This is a genomic window from Streptomyces sp. NPDC031210, from assembly GCF_055570395.1.
Window position 1 is genome coordinate 93,491 of the sequence record NZ_JBVIHH010000011.1, and the last position, 16,401, is coordinate 109,891.

At 70.6% G+C, this 16,401-nt stretch carries 11 protein-coding genes, 1 tRNA gene and 1 pseudogene; 7 read left to right on the forward strand and 6 right to left on the reverse strand.

The annotated features are described in order from the left end of the window. Positions 1-14 precede the first annotated feature (14 nt). Positions 15-1,829 carry a glycoside hydrolase family 35 protein gene (locus tag ACZ45Z_RS21005; protein ID WP_468364413.1) on the reverse strand — a complete coding sequence of 605 codons (1,815 nt, stop codon included), beginning with the start codon at positions 1,827-1,829 and terminating at the stop codon, positions 15-17. Positions 1,830-1,976: 147 nt separating this feature from the next. Here ACZ45Z_RS21005 and ACZ45Z_RS21010 point away from each other — a divergent pair, with 147 nt between their 5' ends. From ACZ45Z_RS21010 to ACZ45Z_RS21025, 4 genes are all read left to right on the forward strand, one after another. Beyond that, positions 1,977-2,864 carry a helix-turn-helix domain-containing protein gene (locus ACZ45Z_RS21010; RefSeq protein WP_468364416.1) on the forward strand — a complete coding sequence of 296 codons (888 nt, stop codon included), beginning with the start codon at positions 1,977-1,979 and terminating at the stop codon, positions 2,862-2,864. A 140-nt stretch (positions 2,865-3,004) separates the two neighbouring features. After that, positions 3,005-5,554, forward strand: a complete 2,550-nt coding sequence (pepN, locus tag ACZ45Z_RS21015) for an aminopeptidase N (protein WP_468364419.1) — start codon at positions 3,005-3,007, stop codon at positions 5,552-5,554. 214 nt (positions 5,555-5,768) lie between these two features. After that, positions 5,769-7,187: a pyridoxal phosphate-dependent decarboxylase family protein gene (locus ACZ45Z_RS21020; RefSeq protein WP_468364812.1), complete on the forward strand. Its 1,419-nt coding sequence runs from the start codon at positions 5,769-5,771 to the stop codon at positions 7,185-7,187. Continuing rightward, positions 7,184-8,617, forward strand: coding sequence for a lysine N(6)-hydroxylase/L-ornithine N(5)-oxygenase family protein (locus tag ACZ45Z_RS21025; protein ID WP_468364421.1), 1,434 nt, complete (start codon positions 7,184-7,186; stop codon positions 8,615-8,617). The genes ACZ45Z_RS21020 and ACZ45Z_RS21025 overlap by 4 nt, the downstream gene beginning before the upstream one ends. A gap of 57 nt (positions 8,618-8,674) precedes the next feature. Here the strand turns inward: ACZ45Z_RS21025 and ACZ45Z_RS21030 are convergent. Next, positions 8,675-10,482: pseudogene (locus ACZ45Z_RS21030) on the reverse strand (bifunctional metallophosphatase/5'-nucleotidase). Positions 10,483-10,652: 170 nt separating this feature from the next. Between ACZ45Z_RS21030 and ACZ45Z_RS21035 the strand changes: the two are divergent. Both ACZ45Z_RS21035 and pyk read left to right on the forward strand, forming a co-directional pair. Next, positions 10,653-11,342 (forward strand): SIMPL domain-containing protein, encoded by a 690-nt coding sequence (locus ACZ45Z_RS21035; protein WP_468364423.1) that lies wholly within the window; start codon positions 10,653-10,655, stop codon positions 11,340-11,342. Positions 11,343-11,487: 145 nt separating this feature from the next. Next, positions 11,488-12,924, forward strand: a complete 1,437-nt coding sequence (gene pyk / locus ACZ45Z_RS21040) for a pyruvate kinase (protein WP_468364425.1) — start codon at positions 11,488-11,490, stop codon at positions 12,922-12,924. 52 nt (positions 12,925-12,976) lie between these two features. On the opposite strand, the gene ACZ45Z_RS21045 is transcribed toward pyk, so the two are convergent. Beyond that, entirely contained in the window at positions 12,977-13,750 is a 774-nt protein-coding gene (locus ACZ45Z_RS21045; RefSeq protein ID WP_468364426.1) for a transcriptional regulator, read from the reverse strand. 110 nt (positions 13,751-13,860) lie between these two features. Next, positions 13,861-13,935, reverse strand: a tRNA-Leu gene (locus ACZ45Z_RS21050). 96 nt (positions 13,936-14,031) lie between these two features. Here ACZ45Z_RS21050 and ACZ45Z_RS21055 point away from each other — a divergent pair. Continuing rightward, complete coding sequence (locus tag ACZ45Z_RS21055) at positions 14,032-14,685, forward strand: ANTAR domain-containing response regulator (RefSeq protein WP_468364427.1); 654 nt, start codon at positions 14,032-14,034, stop codon at positions 14,683-14,685. A gap of 74 nt (positions 14,686-14,759) precedes the next feature. Here ACZ45Z_RS21055 and ACZ45Z_RS21060 read toward each other — a convergent pair whose 3' ends face one another. Next, on the reverse strand, positions 14,760-15,476 hold the full coding sequence (locus ACZ45Z_RS21060) for an ABC transporter ATP-binding protein (protein WP_468364430.1): 717 nt from the start codon (positions 15,474-15,476) through the stop codon (positions 14,760-14,762). Next, positions 15,473-16,399 (reverse strand): ABC transporter ATP-binding protein, encoded by a 927-nt coding sequence (locus ACZ45Z_RS21065; protein ID WP_468364433.1) that lies wholly within the window; start codon positions 16,397-16,399, stop codon positions 15,473-15,475. The genes ACZ45Z_RS21060 and ACZ45Z_RS21065 overlap by 4 nt, the downstream gene beginning before the upstream one ends. Between the last annotated feature and the right edge of the window lie 2 nt (positions 16,400-16,401).

Genomic DNA, 16,401 nt, shown 5'->3' on the forward strand with positions numbered 1-16,401 from the left:
CCCGCGGCCCCTGGTCAACACGTCCCGCACGGATACAGACCGGGCGTCCCCGCCCCCGCCCCCACCAGGGGCGGGGCGCCCTCCAACTCCCAGATCAGCAACTCGTTGACGCCCTCCCGCAGCACCGGACCCGGCACGAACAGGGTCCGCTGCGGGCCGGCCGCCCAATAACGGCCCAGACAGAAGCCGTTGACCCACACGAAGCCCCGCACCCAGCCCGGCAACGCCAACTCCGCGTCCCCGCCCCCGCACGCCGTCGTCAGCGTGCCCCGGTAGAGCCCCCTCCCCGGCGCCTCCCCGGCACCCGGCAGGTCCCGGAACGCGACCTTCTCCACCGCCCCGGGCTCCTCGAACGCGTCCAGCCGCACCCCCCGGGCCCGCACCCCGTGCACAAACTGCCGCTCGTGCAACAACCCGCCGGTGATCCCCTTCGGCTCGCCCAGCCGCGGCCCGTAATTCACCCGCCCCAACGACTCCACCCACAACTCCACCGACGCCGGCCCCGCGACGTCCCCCACCAGCGCGTCCTCACCCTCCACCACCACACCCGGCCCCCCGTCCACACACACCACCGCCCGGTCCCGCAACCCCACCACCCGCAGCGGATACGCACCCCGCGGCCCCGGCACCACCGCCCGGTACCGCACCACCCCCCGGTCCACCCCCAACTCCTCGAACGTCACCGGCCCACCCGCCTCGACCTCCGCACCCCCCAGCGCCCGGAACACCTCATCCATCGGAGCCCACCGCGTCACCACCGCGCGCACCGCGGCGGGCAGCACCGGCGGCGGCTGCGGCACCCGAGGCAGCGGCCCCTCCGCCCACTCGGCCAGCACCTCCCGGAACCGCCAGAACTTCTCCGTCGGCCGGCCGAACTCATCGACCGGCGCCTGGTAGTCGTACGACGTCACCGTCGGCTCCAGCGCCCCGTCATGCAGCGCACCCGCACGGTTGGCGCCCGCCCAGCCCCCGAAACTGGTCCCGCCGTGCGCCATGTACACATTGACCGACGCCCCGCACTCCAAGACCTCCCGCAGCGCCGCCGCGGCCTCCTCCGGCGGCCGCGCCACCTGACCCTCCCCCCAGTGCGCGAACCACCCGCACCAGAACTCCATACACATCAACGGCCCGTCCGGCCGGTGCCGACGCAACGCCGCGAACGCCTCCCGCGCCCCCGACCCGAAATTCACCGTCGCCAGCACCCCCGGCAGCGACCCCCCGGACAGCATGTGGTCCTCCGGCCCGTCCGACGTGAACAACGGCACCCGCACCCCCAGTTCCCGCAGGCGCTCCGCCATACGCGCCAGATAGACCGCGTCACTGCCGTACGAGCCGTACTCGTTCTCCACCTGGACCATGAGCACCGGACCGTCGGCCGGACCGCCCCGCCCCGAAGCCTCGGTGCACTGCCGCGCCACCACCTGCGGCAGCAACCGCGCGAACCAGGCGTCCACCGCCCGCAGATACCCCGCGTCCCGCGTCCGCACCCGCCGTCCCAACGGTCCCGTCAACCACTGCGGCAACCCCCCGTTCTCCCACTCCGCGCAGATATACGGGCCCGGCCGCACGATCGCCCACAACCCCGCCGCCCCCGCCGCGTCCAAGAACCGTCCCAGCGCCTCCGGATCCCGGAACTCACCCGGCCGCGGCTCGTGCAGATTCCACGGCACATACGTCTCCACACAGTTCAGCCCCATCGCCCGCAGCATCGCCAGCCGGTGATCCCACTGCGCCTCGTGCACCCGGAAGTAGTGCAACGCCCCGGACAACAACCGCACCGGCCGCCCGTCCAGCGTGAAATCCCGCTCACCCACCACGAACCGCGCCATGCCCGACCGCCCCTTCGTCCACCGCGCCCCGTCCCTCACACGCTCACCGTCGCCCTCTGGCGGCATGGCGGTCCATGGACAAAGATCGGCGTTGTTTGGACGGAGCGGCGGCACACACCGCGGCCGTACGGCGACGGGAGGCCGGCCGTGTACCACACCTGGATGCGCTACTTCACCCCCAGCCCGGTCCACCACCGGCTCGGCCTGGTCTGCCTGGGCGTCGGACTCCAGCACGGCACCCTGCCCCCGGTGGGGCCCCGCACCCTCGACCACCACGTCGCCGTCGTCATCAGCGCCGGGCGCGGCTGGTGCACCGGCCCCGACGGACGGCGCCGCCCGGTCACCGCCCCCGCCCTCCTGTGGCTCCTGCCGGGCGTTCCCCACCACTACGGCGCCGACCCCGAAACCGGCTGGGACGAAAGCTTCGTCGACTTCACCGGGCCCGCCGCCACCACGTACACCGAGCTGGGCTACATCGAACCCGACCGGCCGCTCGTACCCCTCGCCGACACCGGGCCGGCCCGCGCCACCGTCGGCCGCATCGCCCGCGCCGCGCGCCGCGGCAACCCGCTGCTGGAGGTCGAGACCTCCGCCGCCGTGCACGAACTCCTCGTCGCCCTGCGCCGCGCCCGCGCCGACACCGACGCCGACGGCGATCCCGTCCTCCAAGCGCTCGCCCGCGACGCGTTCCTGCCCCTGTCCGTCACCGAACACGCCGCCCGCCACGGCATGACCCCCGCCGAACTGCGCACCGCCGTACGCCGCGGCGCCGGCTGCAGCCCCAAGGACTACCTCCTGGGCATCCGCCTGGGCCGCGCCAAGGAACTCCTCGTCGGCACCGAACTCCCCGTCGCCGCCGTCGCCCGCCGCGTCGGCTACGACGACCCGGCCTACTTCAGCCGCCTCTTCACCCGCCGCGTCGGCACCGCCCCCATCCACTTCCGCGACCGCCAGTCCCACACCGTCCCCGGCGGCTGGTCCACCCAAATCCCGGACCCCGACGACCCACCACGGATCACGGGGCGCGCTCCCTGACCTGCCGGTGGGCGCGGGGCCGGTTGCGCGGTCGCTTGCTGAGGGGTGGGGCACCTCCCAGCGGTAGCCCGGTGCGCCCCCCGCCCCCCGACGCCCCAGAACCCCCACCCACGCCACACCCCATACGGCAGCATGACCCCATGCCCGCACTACAGCGCGCCGAGGCGCAAACCCGAGCCCGGTTCATCGACGTCCACCGCTACGAGATCGCCCTCGACCTCACCCAGGGCGACGACCACTTCGGCTCGCGGACGGTCATCCACTTCACCACCCGCGAACCCGCCGACACCTTCGTAGAGATCAAGCCCGCCGAGCTGCACACCGCCACCCTCGACGGCCACCCCCTCGACCCCGCGGCCCTCGCCGACAACCGCCTGCCGCTGACCGGCCTCGCACCCGGCCGCCACGAACTCCGCCTCGACGCCACGATGCGCTACTCCCGCACCGGCGAAGGCATGCACCGCTTCACCGACCCCGCCGACGGCGAAACCTACGCCTACACCCAGCTCTTCATGGAAGACGTACAGCGCGTCTTCGCCGCCTTCGACCAGCCCGACCTCAAGGCCGTCTTCGCGCTCACCGTCACCGCCCCCACGGACTGGTCCGTGCTGGGCAACGGCATCGCCACCCAGGACACCCCCGGCCACTGGACGCTCGCCGAGACGCCCCTGCTGAGCACGTACCTCGTCGCCGTCGCCGCCGGCCCCTGGCACTCCGTACGCACCGAACACGCCGGCCTGCCCTTCGGCATCCACTGCCGTCGCTCCCTGGCCCCCCACCTCGACGCCGACGCCGACGAGATCCTCGACATCACCCGCCGCTGCTTCGACCGCTACCACGAGATCTTCGACGAGCCCTACCCCTTCGACTCCTACGACCAGGCTTTCGTCCCCGAATTCAACGCCGGCGCCATGGAGAACCCGGGCCTGGTCACCTTCCGCGACGAGTTCGTCTACCGCTCGGCCGTCACCGACACCGAACGCCAGACCCGGGGCATGGTCATCTCCCACGAGATGGCCCACATGTGGTTCGGCGACCTCGTCACCCTCCAGTGGTGGGACGACATCTGGCTGAACGAGTCGTTCGCCGAGTACATGGGCTACCAGGTCCTCGCCGAAGCCACCCGCTTCACCGACACCTGGACCGACTTCGCCGTCGCTCGCAAGGGCTGGGGATACGACGCCGACCAGCGGCCCTCCACCCACCCCGTCGCCCCCGCCCCCGACGACGTCCCCGACACCGCCTCCGCCCTCCTCAACTTCGACGGCATCTCCTACGCCAAGGGCGCCTCCGCCCTGCGCCAACTCGTCGCCTGGATGGGCGAGAAGGACTTCCTCGCCGGCATCAACGACCACTTCGCCCGGCACCGCTTCGCCAACGCCACCCTCGCCGACTTCATCGACTCCCTGGCCGGCGCCACCGACCGGGACGTGCACGCCTGGGCCGAACGCTGGCTGCGCACCACCGGCGTCGACACCCTCACCCCCGTCGTCGGCGTCACCCACGACTCCTGGCGGGTCGACGTCGAGCACACCGGCAGCCGCCCGCACCGCATCACCGTCGGCGTCTACGACCACGACCCGGCCGAGACCGGACGCCTGACCGTGCGCGAGCGCTTCGAGATGGACATCCCCGAGGAAGCCGGCCACACCTCCCGGGAGTTCGCCGCCCCCGCCCCCGCCCTCGTCGTCCTCAACGACGGCGACCTCACCTACACCAAGATCCGCTTCGACCCGTCGTCCTGGCGCACCGTCGCCGACTCCCTCTCCGGCCTGCCCGACCCGCTCACCCGTGCCGTCATCTGGAACGCCGCCCGCGACCTGGTCCGCGACGGCGACCTCCCGCCCGCCGCCTACCTCGACGCCGCCCGCACCCACCTGCCGTACGAAACGGACCTGGCCATCGTCCAGGGCGTGCTCGCCTTCGCCCGCACCCAGATCGCCGACCGCTACCTCTCCGGCGACGAGCGCCACACGGCCCTCACCACCCTCACCACCATCAGCCGCGCCCTGCTGCGCCACACCGAGGGCCCCGAACACGGCACGAAGGCCGGCCTGCGCCTGACCGCCGTACGCGCCCTGATCGACAGCGCCACCACCCCCGAGATCATCCAGGACTGGCTCGACGGCGCCGGCGTCCCCGGCGGCCCCCTCCTCGACCCCGAACTGCGCTGGCGCATCCTCGGCCGGCTCGCCACCCTCGGCGCCACCACCCCCGAGACGATCGACGCCGAACTCGCCCGCGACCCCAGCGCCACCGGCCGCGAAGGCGCCGCCCGCTGCCACGCCGCCCTGCCCGACCCGGCCGCCAAACAAGCCGCCTGGGACGCCCTGTTCACCACCGACGAGGCGACCGCCCTGTCCAACTACCTCTTCACCGCCACCGCCACCGGCTTCTGGGCCCCCGAACAACACGACCTGCTCCGCCCCTACGTCACCCGCTACTTCACCGACGTCCCCACCCTCGCCGCCCGCCGCGGCCCCGCCCTCGCCGAAGCCGCCGGCCGCCACGCCTTCCCCGCCACCTTCGTCGAGGACGACACCCTCCACCTCGGCGAACGCTGCCTCACCGCCGCCGACCCCGCCCCCACCCCGGCGCTGCGTCGCAAACTCGTCGACCAACTGGACGATCTGCGCCGCGCGTTGCGGGTACGCGCCGCCGCCGACCACGACCGCCCCCCGGCCGGCTGACCCGCCGGGGAGGGCCGCACACGCGACCTGACTCCGGGTGCCGCCGGGACGCGGCCGGCGGCACCCGAACACGTGCGGCAGACCCGTACCACGTATGGGTGGAACCCACCGGACCGGTGGATACCGCGCGCGGGGGGAAAGTAACTTAGGGCGGCCTAAGACCCCGGGTGGCACGTCACCCGAACTCCCCCTGGAGAACAGCCCCTTGACGTCCGTGCCCCCTGCCGGTACCGCCCTCGCAGGCGGCACCAACGGCCCCCGCGCGCTCCGCCCCCTCCTCGACACCGTCCTCGACGCCCTCACCACCGGCGCCGAGGACCGCGCCGGCCCCCTCCCGCGCGGCGGCCCCGACGCCGTCACCCGCGTCGTACGCGCCACCTGCGCCCCGCTCCTGCCCGAACACGGCACCGGCGACCACGACGCCCTGCGCACCCTCGTCCACACCCTCGCCGCCGGCGCCGCCGACCCCGCCGACCCGCACTGCGCCGCACACCTGCACTGTCCGCCACTCGCCCTCGCCGCCGCCGCCGACCTCGCCGCGAGCGCCCTCAACCCCTCCATGGACTCCTGGGACCAGGCCCCCGCCGCCTCCGCCCTCGAAGCCCTCACCAGCCGCGAACTCGCCGCCCTCGTCTACCCCGAGGCCACCGCCCCGGACGCCCTGGTCACCACCGGCGGCACCGAATCCAACCAACTCGCCGTTCTCCTCGCCCGCGAAAGCACCCGGCCGACCACCACCCCGCAGGAAGCCACCGCCCCCCTCCGCATCGTCTGCGGCGCCAACGCCCACCACAGCATCCACCGCGCCGCCTGGCTCCTCGGCCTCCCCGACCCGATCACCCTCCCCACCCCCCACGGCATCCTCACCCCCGACACCGCCCACACCGCCCTCACCGGCCTCGCCGCACACCCCGGCCCCCTCCTCCTGGCCGCCACCGCCGGCACCACCGACTCCGGCGCCATCGACCCCCTCGCCGCCCTCGCCGACCTCGCCGACCACCACGGCGCCCGCTACCACATCGACGCCGCCTACGGCGGATCGCTCCTGTTCAGCGACACCCACCGCACCGCCCTCCAGGGCCTCGCCCGCGCCCACACCGTCACCCTCGACCTGCACAAACTCGGCTGGCAGCCGATCGCCGCCGGCCTCCTCGCCGTGCCCGACCCCCTCCTCCTCACCCCCCTCGACCACCGCGCCGACTACCTCAACGCCGACGACGACACCGCAGCCGGCCTCCCCGACCTCCTCGGCCGCTCCCTGCGCACCACCCGCCGCCCCGACATCCTCAAAATCGCCGTCACCCTCAAAGCGCTGGGCCGCCAGGGCCTGGGCGAACTCGTCGACCGCACGCTCGCCGCCGCCCACACCCTCGCCGACCTCATCGAGGCCCACCCCCGCTTCGAACTCCACTCCCGCCCCACCCTCAGCACCGTCCTCTTCCGCCCCACCGGAGCCGACGACGCCACCCTCGCCACCATCCGCCGCACCCTCCTCACCGACGGCCACGCCGTCCTCGGCCGCGCCGCGACCCCCCACGGGCTCTGGCTCAAAGCCACCCTCCTCAACCCCCACACCCAGCCCGGAGACCTCACCACCCTCCTCACCCTCGTGGAAGGCCACACGCCCCGATGACCACCACACCCCATCCCGAACCCGGCCCCGACGGCGCCACCGGCCCCGACCAACCCCTCGACCTCGCCGGCATCGGCATCGGCCCCTTCAACCTCTCCCTCGCCGCCCTCGCCCAGCCCCTCACCCACCTGCGCACCGCCTTCTACGACCAGCGCCCCGCCTTCCACTGGCACCCCGGCCTCCTCCTCGACGGCGCCACCCTCCAAGTCCCCTTCCTCGCCGACCTCGTCACCCTCGCCGACCCCACCAGCCCCTGGAGCTTCCTCAACTACCTCAAAACCCGCGAACGCCTCTTCCCCTTCTACTTCGCCGAGCGCTTCCACACCCACCGCGCCGAATACGACGCCTACTGCCGCTGGGTCAGCGAATCCCTGCCCGGACTCCACTTCGGCCACCAGATCGACGCCCTGCGCTGGAACCCCGAACACGAACTCTTCGAAGTCGACTTCACCCAACTCGACACCGACGGCGAAGCCGAAGCCCTCGGCCGCACCTACGCCCGCAACGTCGTCCTCGGCATCGGCACCGCCCCCCACATCCCCGAACCGCTACGCCCCCTCGCCGAGGCCCCCACCGTCCCCGTCATCCACTCCGCCGACTACCTCGACCACCGCGAACGCCTCCTCGCCGCCGACCACATCACCGTCATCGGAGCGGGCCAGTCCGGCGCCGAAATCTTCCTCGACCTGCTCCGCGCCCGCCCCGCCGGCCGCGAGAAACTCCACTGGCTCGCCCGCACCCCCGCCTTCGCCCCCATGGAATACAGCAAGCTCGGGCTCGAACACTTCACCCCCGACTACACCCGCTACTTCCACGCCCTCCCCGAACGCGCCCGCGACGAGCTGCTGCCCGGCCAATGGCAGCTCTACAAAGGCATCGACCACGACACCCTCGCCGCCATCCACGACGAGCTCTACCGCCGCACCCTGCACGGCGGCTGGCCCGACACCACCCTCACCCCGGGCGTCTGCGTACGCACCGCCGGCCGCGTCGGCACCACCAAAGTCGAACTCCACCTCGACCACACCCAGCAGGGCACCCGCTCCCGCCTCACCACCGACGCCGTCATCCTCGCCACCGGCTACCGCGAACGCCGCCTCGACACCCTCCTCGCCGCCCTCGCCCCCCACCTGCGCCGCGACAACGCCGGCCGCCCCCGCGTCGACGCCCACCACCGCCTCGTCCTCGACCCCGCCGTCAGCGGCGCCCTCTACGTACAGAACGCCGAGCGCCACACCCACGGCGTAGGCACCCCCGACCTCGGCCTCGCCGCCTGGCGCAGCGCCACCATCCTCAACTCCCTCACCGACGAACCCGCCTACCCCCTCCCCACCCGCACCGCCTTCACCACCTTCGGCCTCCAACAACCCGCCACCGGCCGCACCGGCCACGTCCCCCGCCAAGGCTCCACCCTCGTCCCCCGCCACTGACCACCCCGGCAGAGCCCCGGCCCGACGGCCGCCACGGCAACGCGGCGGCCACCGCCCTCAGAACACCGGCACACCCTCCCGCGTGAGCACCCAGTCCACCGACGCGAACTTCGCCGGATCGATCTCCCCGCTCTCCCGCACCCAGCCGATAATGAGATTCCGGATCTCGTCCGACGTCGACCACACCTGGTCCGCGGCCGCCACATGCGGGAAATTACCGCCGCCCCCCGCACGATAATTGTTCACCGCCAAAACGAACCGCGCCGCATCCTCGACCGGCTTCCCGGAAAAACGCAGATTCACGATCCGCTGCCCCACCGGCTTCGCGATATCGATCTCGTACGACACACCCCGCACCGCGTCGTAGTTGTAATCCGGCGTCCCCTCCGCATTCGTGATCCGCGACGGATCCACCGGACCGCCGGCCGCCGTCCGCACGTAATACCGCGCCGAAAATTCCAGATAATCCCGCAACTGCGCCCCCGTCAGAACCCGCGCCTCCAGCGTGTTGTCGAACGGGTACACAGCCGCCATCGCCCGGATCGTCACCGCACCCGCCGGCACCCTCGCCGTACGCGAGAAACACGACGCCTGCGACACCACCGGCAATCCCGCGTACGCCGAACCCGCGAGCGCCTTACGCACCACCTCCGCCTGCACGAACGCGATGAAATCCACCATCGGCGTGTCCGTCACCGGCGCCCGCTCCGCCGTCATCTCTACCACGGAGCGACCGATCACCCGGTTCACATACGCCACCACCTTGCGCTGCTCCGCCCGCAGCAACCCGGTGATCCGCCCGTCCTCCGCCACCGCGTTGGCGTTCAGCACCTTCGACCCGACCGACGCCACCTGCCAGCGCCCCCGGCACCACTCCACCTCCACATCGAAAACGGTCAGCCGCTGCCCCCACTTCAACGGCTCCGACAACACCACCTCCCGGCCCGACTGAGCGTTCACCACCCGGCGCTCCGGTATCTCCACATGCGCGTGCCCCACCAAAACCGCGTCGATCCCCGGCACCCGCTCCGCCACCAGCGCCGCCGCGTTCTCCACATACGGCAACTGATCCCCGTAGGACGACGTCCCGCTCGTCCCCGAATGCGCCGCCACGATCACCACATCCGCGCCGATCGACCGAAGCCTCGGCACCCACCGCGCCGCCTGCTCCTCCAACCCCACGAATTCCAGTTGCCCCCGCACATGCGCCCGGTCCCAGATCGCGATCCCCGGATTCGTCAGACCCAGCACCGCCACCCGCACCTCCCGCCCGCGCGGCGTCCGCAACCGCTTGATCACATACGGCGCGAACGCCGGCCGCAGCGACTTCGCGTCCACCGCGTTCGCCCCCAGCAGCGGAAAGTCACAACTCTCCTCGAACTTTCGCAGGACCTCGATCCCGTAATTGAACTCGTGATTACCCAACGCCGCCGCGTCATAGCCGATCGCGTTCATCGCCCGCGCCATCGGATGCACCGGACCGTTCGGCCCCGTGATCGGATCCACCTTGGCGTAGTAATACGCCAACTGCGTCCCCTGAATCGTGTCACCCGCATCGATCAGCAGCGTGTTGTGCCGGCCCTTTTCCGCCCGCACACCATCGACCAACGTCGAGATCTTCGCCAGCCCGACATCGTTGTGCTCCTTGTCGTCGAACTCCGCGTCCGTGACGTAATCCCAGTTGAAGACATTGCCGTGCAGATCCGTCGTGCCCATCACCGAGAACGCGTACCGCTCGCGGGCCCGCCCCCCCCGCGACGGTCCGCCACCGCCGCCTCCGCGGCCGGCGCCACCGCCCCCGCGAGCGCCACCCCCGCACCCGTCACCACAGAGCCACCCACGAACTTCCTACGGTCGAGCGACATACCCAACTCCTCGGACAGAACGGCGCCACAACCAACCGGCACCACACGGACAACGCGCGTAGATTCTGGCCCAGCCACCCCTCACGCAACACCCCCCACACAGGCCGTGTGCCACCCTTGCCCCGCCACCCCAACTACCCCACCCACCAAGCCAACCCGGGAGCCAGACCATGACCGACCCCCTGCCCTACGGGACCCCCGACACCCCCCGTCTCGCCGTACGCGGCGAAGCCCGCATCGAAGCCGACCCCGAAATCGCCCGCATCACCGTCACCGTCAGCGCCCGCGGCACCGACCGCCACGCCGCCCTCACCGACCTCACCCGCCGCAACGAACAAGCCCTCACCCTCATAAAGAGCTACGACCAAGCCCTCGAAAAGCTCGAAACCGGCACCTTCAGCCTCACCCCCCAACTCACCGAGAAAGGCCGCAGCGAACGCGTCCGCGCCTACCACGGCCGCGTCACCGTCACCGCCACCCTCAACGACTTCACCACCCTCGGCGAACTCACCACCCGCCTCGCCGCCCTCGACCTCACCCGCGTCGACGGCCCCTGGTGGGCCCTGCGCCCCGACTCACCCGTCCACCGCCAAGCCCGCACCCAAGCCGTCCGCGAAGCCGTCCAACGCGCTCGCGAATACGCCGAAGCACTCGGCGCCCGCCTCGACGCCCTCGTCGAGCTCGCCGACCTCGGCGCCGAAAGCACCCCCGGCCCCGCCGCCCCCGGCGGCCTGCGCGGCTACGCCGGCGGAGCCCCCCGCGGACAAGCCGACGCCCCCGCCCTCGACCTCGAACCCCGGCGCCAGACCGTCTACGCCCACGTCAACGCGCGCTTCACCATGACCCGTCCCGCACTCTGAGACAGCCCGGCGCGAGGCCCGCGATCCGCTCATCGGAGCGGCTCCGCGCCCATTCCAATACTTGTCAACAGCCTTTCATCCAACGGCCGTTGAGCAGTCACTTCCCCACAGTCCCCTACCAGTGGGTAAGTCATAGGGTCGAAACATGCGCCGAGCAAAAATCGTCTGCACCCTGGGACCCGCCACCGACACGTACGAGCAGATCAAGGCACTCGTCGACGCCGGAATGGACGTGGCCCGCTTCAACCTCAGCCACGGCACCTACGCCGACCACGAGGCGCGATACGACCGGGTCCGCAAGGCATCCGAGGAAACCGGCCGCAGCGTCGGCATCCTCGCCGACCTTCAAGGCCCGAAGATCCGCCTCGGCCGATTCCGCGAAGGCCCCGTACTTCTCGAACGCGACGACGAGTTCACCATCACCGTCGAACCCGCCGTCGAAGGCGACCGCCAACTCTGCGGCACCACCTACGACGGCCTCGCCGCCGACGTCACCACCGGCGAACGCATCCTCGTCGACGACGGCAAAGTCACCCTCGAAGTCACCGCCGTCGACGGACCCCGCGTCCACACCAAGGTCATCGAAGGCGGCATGGTCTCCGACCACAAGGGCCTCAACCTCCCCGGTGTCGCCGTCTCCGTCCCCGCCCTCTCCGAAAAAGACAAAGACGACCTCCGCTGGGCCCTGCGCATCGGCGCCGACGTCATCGCCCTCTCCTTCGTCCGCAGCGGCCGCGACATCGAAGACGTCCACCGCATCATGCGCGAAGAAGACCGCTTCCTCCCCGTCATCGCCAAGGTCGAGAAGCCCCAGGCCGTCGACAACATCGACGACATCGTCGCCGCCTTCGACGGCATCATGGTCGCCCGCGGCGACCTCGGCGTCGAAATGCCCCTCGAAACGGTCCCGATCGTCCAAAAGCGCGCCATCAAGCTCGCCAAACGCAACGCCAAGCCGGTCATCGTCGCCACCCAGATGCTCGACTCGATGATCGACAACTCTCGGCCCACCCGCGCCGAAGCCTCCGACGTCGCCAACGCCGTCATCGACGGCACCGACGCGGTGATGCTCTCCGGCGAAACCAGCGTCGGCAAATACCCCACCGAAACCGTCCGCACCATGAGCCGCATCGTCGAGGCCGCCGAGGAGGACATCCTCGCCAAGGGCCTCCCGCCGCTCACCGAACGCAGCAAGCCCCGCACCCAGGGCGGCGCCGTCGCCCGTGCCGCCGCCGAGATGGGCGACTTCCTCGGCGCGAAATTCCTCGTCGCCTTCACCCAGTCCGGCGACACCGTCCGCCGCCTGTCCCGCTACCGCTCACCCATCCCGCTCCTGGCCTTCACCCCCGACCCCGCCACCCGCTCCCAGCTCAACCTCACCTGGGGCGTGGAGACCTTCCTCGGCCCGACCGTCGACTCCACCGACGAGATGGTCGCCCAGGTCGACGAACAGCTCCTGAGGATCGGCCGCTGCCGCAAGGGCGACGTCGTCATCATCACCGCCGGCTCCCCACCCGGCGTCCCCGGCTCCTCCAACCTCGTCCGCGTCCACCACATCGGCGACGAGAACAACCCGAAGTAGCCCACCGCCCCCGCGCGTTGGCGCTGGGCCGAGGTCCTGACCGCCGTCCCTGTCAGAACTTCGGCCCGATGTGCCGGTCCATGAGGGCGACGGACGCCTTCCTGGCGACCGAGATGTTGTAGGGCTCCGTGCCGCGCCGGGTGACTCTCCACTCGACCCCGACCTTCGTCAGGGTGTCCGAGAACAGCTCGCGGATATCGTCGGACTTGTTGGTGAAGAAGTACCGCGGGTATTCATAGCGCCTGCGTTCGCCGCCGACCGTGCGCGTCGTCCAGTTGGTGATGCGGCAGCCGTCGGAGTGGACGAGCCCGCGGAGGAACTCCCAGGGATGGTCATCCACGATCCGCTGCTGCCAGGCTTCGAGTGCGATCCGCCGCTCGTGCTTCTTACCGGGGCCGTGCTGGGGGAACAGGCAAGGCCAGTGGCGGCTGTAGCTGGTCACCATGACGCAGCCCCGCTGCTGGATCACGCAGACGCTGTTCATGGGGCGTACGGCCTTCATCGCGTCGCGACACGCCCCGATCAGGCCGGGCCAGGCGTCGGCGCACGCGATCCGCAGGGCGTACCCGCCTCGCCGGGCCTGTTCGCTCACACAGCCGTCGCCGAGATAGAGGCCGAGTAAGTAGGAGTACGCCGCCAGGTCTTCCGGAGGCCGTGGCTCCCGCTCGCACCGCACGCAGTGCGTGACGCGGGAGACCGGCTCGATCCGAATCTGCCAGGATCGGATGGCGTACCGGGATATGCCGGTCTGCTTGCTGACGGAGTTGAGGCTGCGGCCTTGAGCGACAAGGGCGAGGGCCTGCCGACGGGTCTCGTGGTCGTACATGCAGGCGACTCTGGCCTGGAACGAAGATTCGCGCGCTCGTTCGACTGGACGATCACTCCATCGAGCGAACCGCCTCCGAGATTCACGCGACCATGGAATCGAAGGAAAAGTGCCCCGGGTCGGACTCGAACCGACACTGTATGGGTTTTGAATCCATTGCCTGCTGCCAATTGGGCTACCGGGGCCAGCGGAATCCAAGGCTAGTGCCTACCTGCTGTGGAACTACCTTACAGGAGCTAGGTAGGCTCATGGGGCACCACCTGCCTGGAACGAGGAGTCCCGTGAGCGCCGCCGAGCCCGAGCAGCCCGTCGCCGATGACGATCAGTCGCATGTCCCGCCGCTGACCACGCGCGTCGTGATCGCCGAGGACGAGGCACTCATCCGTCTCGATCTCAAAGAGATGCTGGAGGAAGAGGGCTACACCGTCGTCGGCGAGGCCGGGGACGGGCAGAAAGCCGTGGAGCTGGCCCGGGAGCACCGTCCTGATCTGGTGATCCTGGACGTGAAGATGCCGGTGCTGGACGGTATCTCGGCGGCGGAGAAGATCGCCGAGGAGAGCATCGCGCCGGTGCTGATGCTGACCGCGTTCTCGCAGCGTGAGCTGGTGGAGCGGGCGCGGGACGCGGGGGCGATGGCGTATCTGGTGAAGCCGTTCTCCAAGAGCGACGTGGTGCCGGCGATCGAGATGGCCGTGAGCCGGTTCACGGAGCTGAAGACGCTGGAGAACGAGGTCGCCGACCTCACGCAGCGGCTGGAGACGCGGAAGCTGGTGGACCGCGCGAAGAGCATTCTGCAGACGCAGTACGGGCTGACGGAGCCGGCGGCGTTCCGCTGGATCCAGAAGACGTCGATGGATCGCCGGCTGTCGATGCAGCAGGTCGCCGAGGCGGTTATCGAGGACGCCGAGGAGAAGAAGAAGCAGAAGGACCAGTAGCGCGCGGTCGCAGCGCGCGCGGCCCCGTACCGGTGTTCGGTACGGGGCCGTCGGCGTTTTGCGGGGCGGGCGGGTCAGTCCTCGCCGAGGTAGGCCTTGCGGACGGATTCGTCGTGGAGGAGGTCGGGCCCGCTGCCGGAGAGGACGATGCGGCCGATTTCCATGACGTGCCCCTGGTCGGCGAGGGAGAGCGCGGCCTGGGCGTTCTGTTCGACGAGGAGGATGGTGGTGCCTTGGGAGCGGAGTTCCCGGATGGTCTCCATGATTTTCTGCATCATGATCGGCGAGAGGCCCATGGAGGGTTCGTCGAGCATGAGGAGTTTGGGGCGGGACATGAGGGCGCGGCCCATGGCGAGCATTTGTTGTTCGCCGCCGGAGAGGGTGCCGGAGGCTTGTTTGCTGCGTTGGCCGAGGATGGGGAAGAGGTCGTAGACCTTTTTGATGTCGGCTTCTATTCCGGCGGTGTCTTTGCGCAGGAAGGCGCCGAGCTGGAGGTTCTCGCCGATGGTGAGGCGGGGGAAGAGGTGGCGGCCTTCGGGGGAGTGGGCGAGGCCGCGTTCGACGATTTTGTGGGCGGGCACGCCGTTGAGGGGTTCGCCGTCGAAGGTGATTTTTCCGGCGAGGGGCTTGAGGAGGCCGGAGAGGGTGCGCAGGGTCGTGGTTTTCCCGGCGCCGTTGGTGCCGATGAGGGTGACGGCCTGGCCGGCTTCGACGGAGAAGGAGATGCCTTTGACGGCTTCGATTTTTCCGTAGGCGACGCGGAGGTCCTCGACTTCGAGAAGTGCGGTCATGGGGTGTCTCCGGTCTCTCCCTCGGACGGCTCCTGCGCCGGGTGGGCGTCGTCGGTGGTGTCGGCCGCGGGTGGAGCTTCGGCGGTGGTTTCGGTGGGTGGGGTGCCGGTGGGGGCCGGGGCGTCCTGGACGGGTTCGCCGAGGTAGGCGGCGACGACGCGTTCGTCCGCCTGGACGACGTCGGCGGTGCCCTCGATGAGTTTTTGGCCTTGGACGAGGACGGCGACGCGGTCGCAGAGGTTGAAGATGAAGCGCATGTCGTGCTCGATGACGAGGACGGCGGTGCCTTGTTCGCGGATGGCGAGGACGAGGTCCTGGGTGGCGCGGGTTTCTTGTGGGTTCATGCCGGCGGTGGGCTCGTCGAGGAGGAGGAGTCCGGGTTCGCTGGCGAGGGCGCGGGCGATTTCGAGCTTGCGTTGTTCGCCGTAGGGGAGGTTGCGGGCGAGGTGGTCGCGCTTGTGGGCGAGGCCGGTGAATTCGAGGAGTTCCATGGCGCGTTCTTCTGAGGTGCGTTCGGCTTTCTTGAAGCCGGGGCCTCTCAGGAGGGCGGACCAGAGTCCTTCTTTGGTGCGGGTGTGGCGGCCGACGAGGGTGTTTTCCAGGACGGTCATGTTGGCGAAGAGCCGGATGTTCTGGAAGGTGCGGGCGACGCCGGCCTGGGTGACGAGGTGGGGTTTGCGGGAGAGGCGGGTGCCTTTGTAGCTGACGGTGCCTTCGGTGGGGACGTAGAGCCCGGTGAGGCAGTTGAAGAAGGTGGTTTTTCCCGCGCCGTTGGGGCCGATGAGGCCGACGATTTCGCCGGTGCCGACGGTGAGGTCGACGCCGCGTACGGCGGTGAGTCCGCCGAAGCGCATGGTGACGCCGGCGGCTTCGAGGACGGTGCCGGTGTCGGCGCGGGGTGCGGTTTTGGTGGGTGTGGTCATGG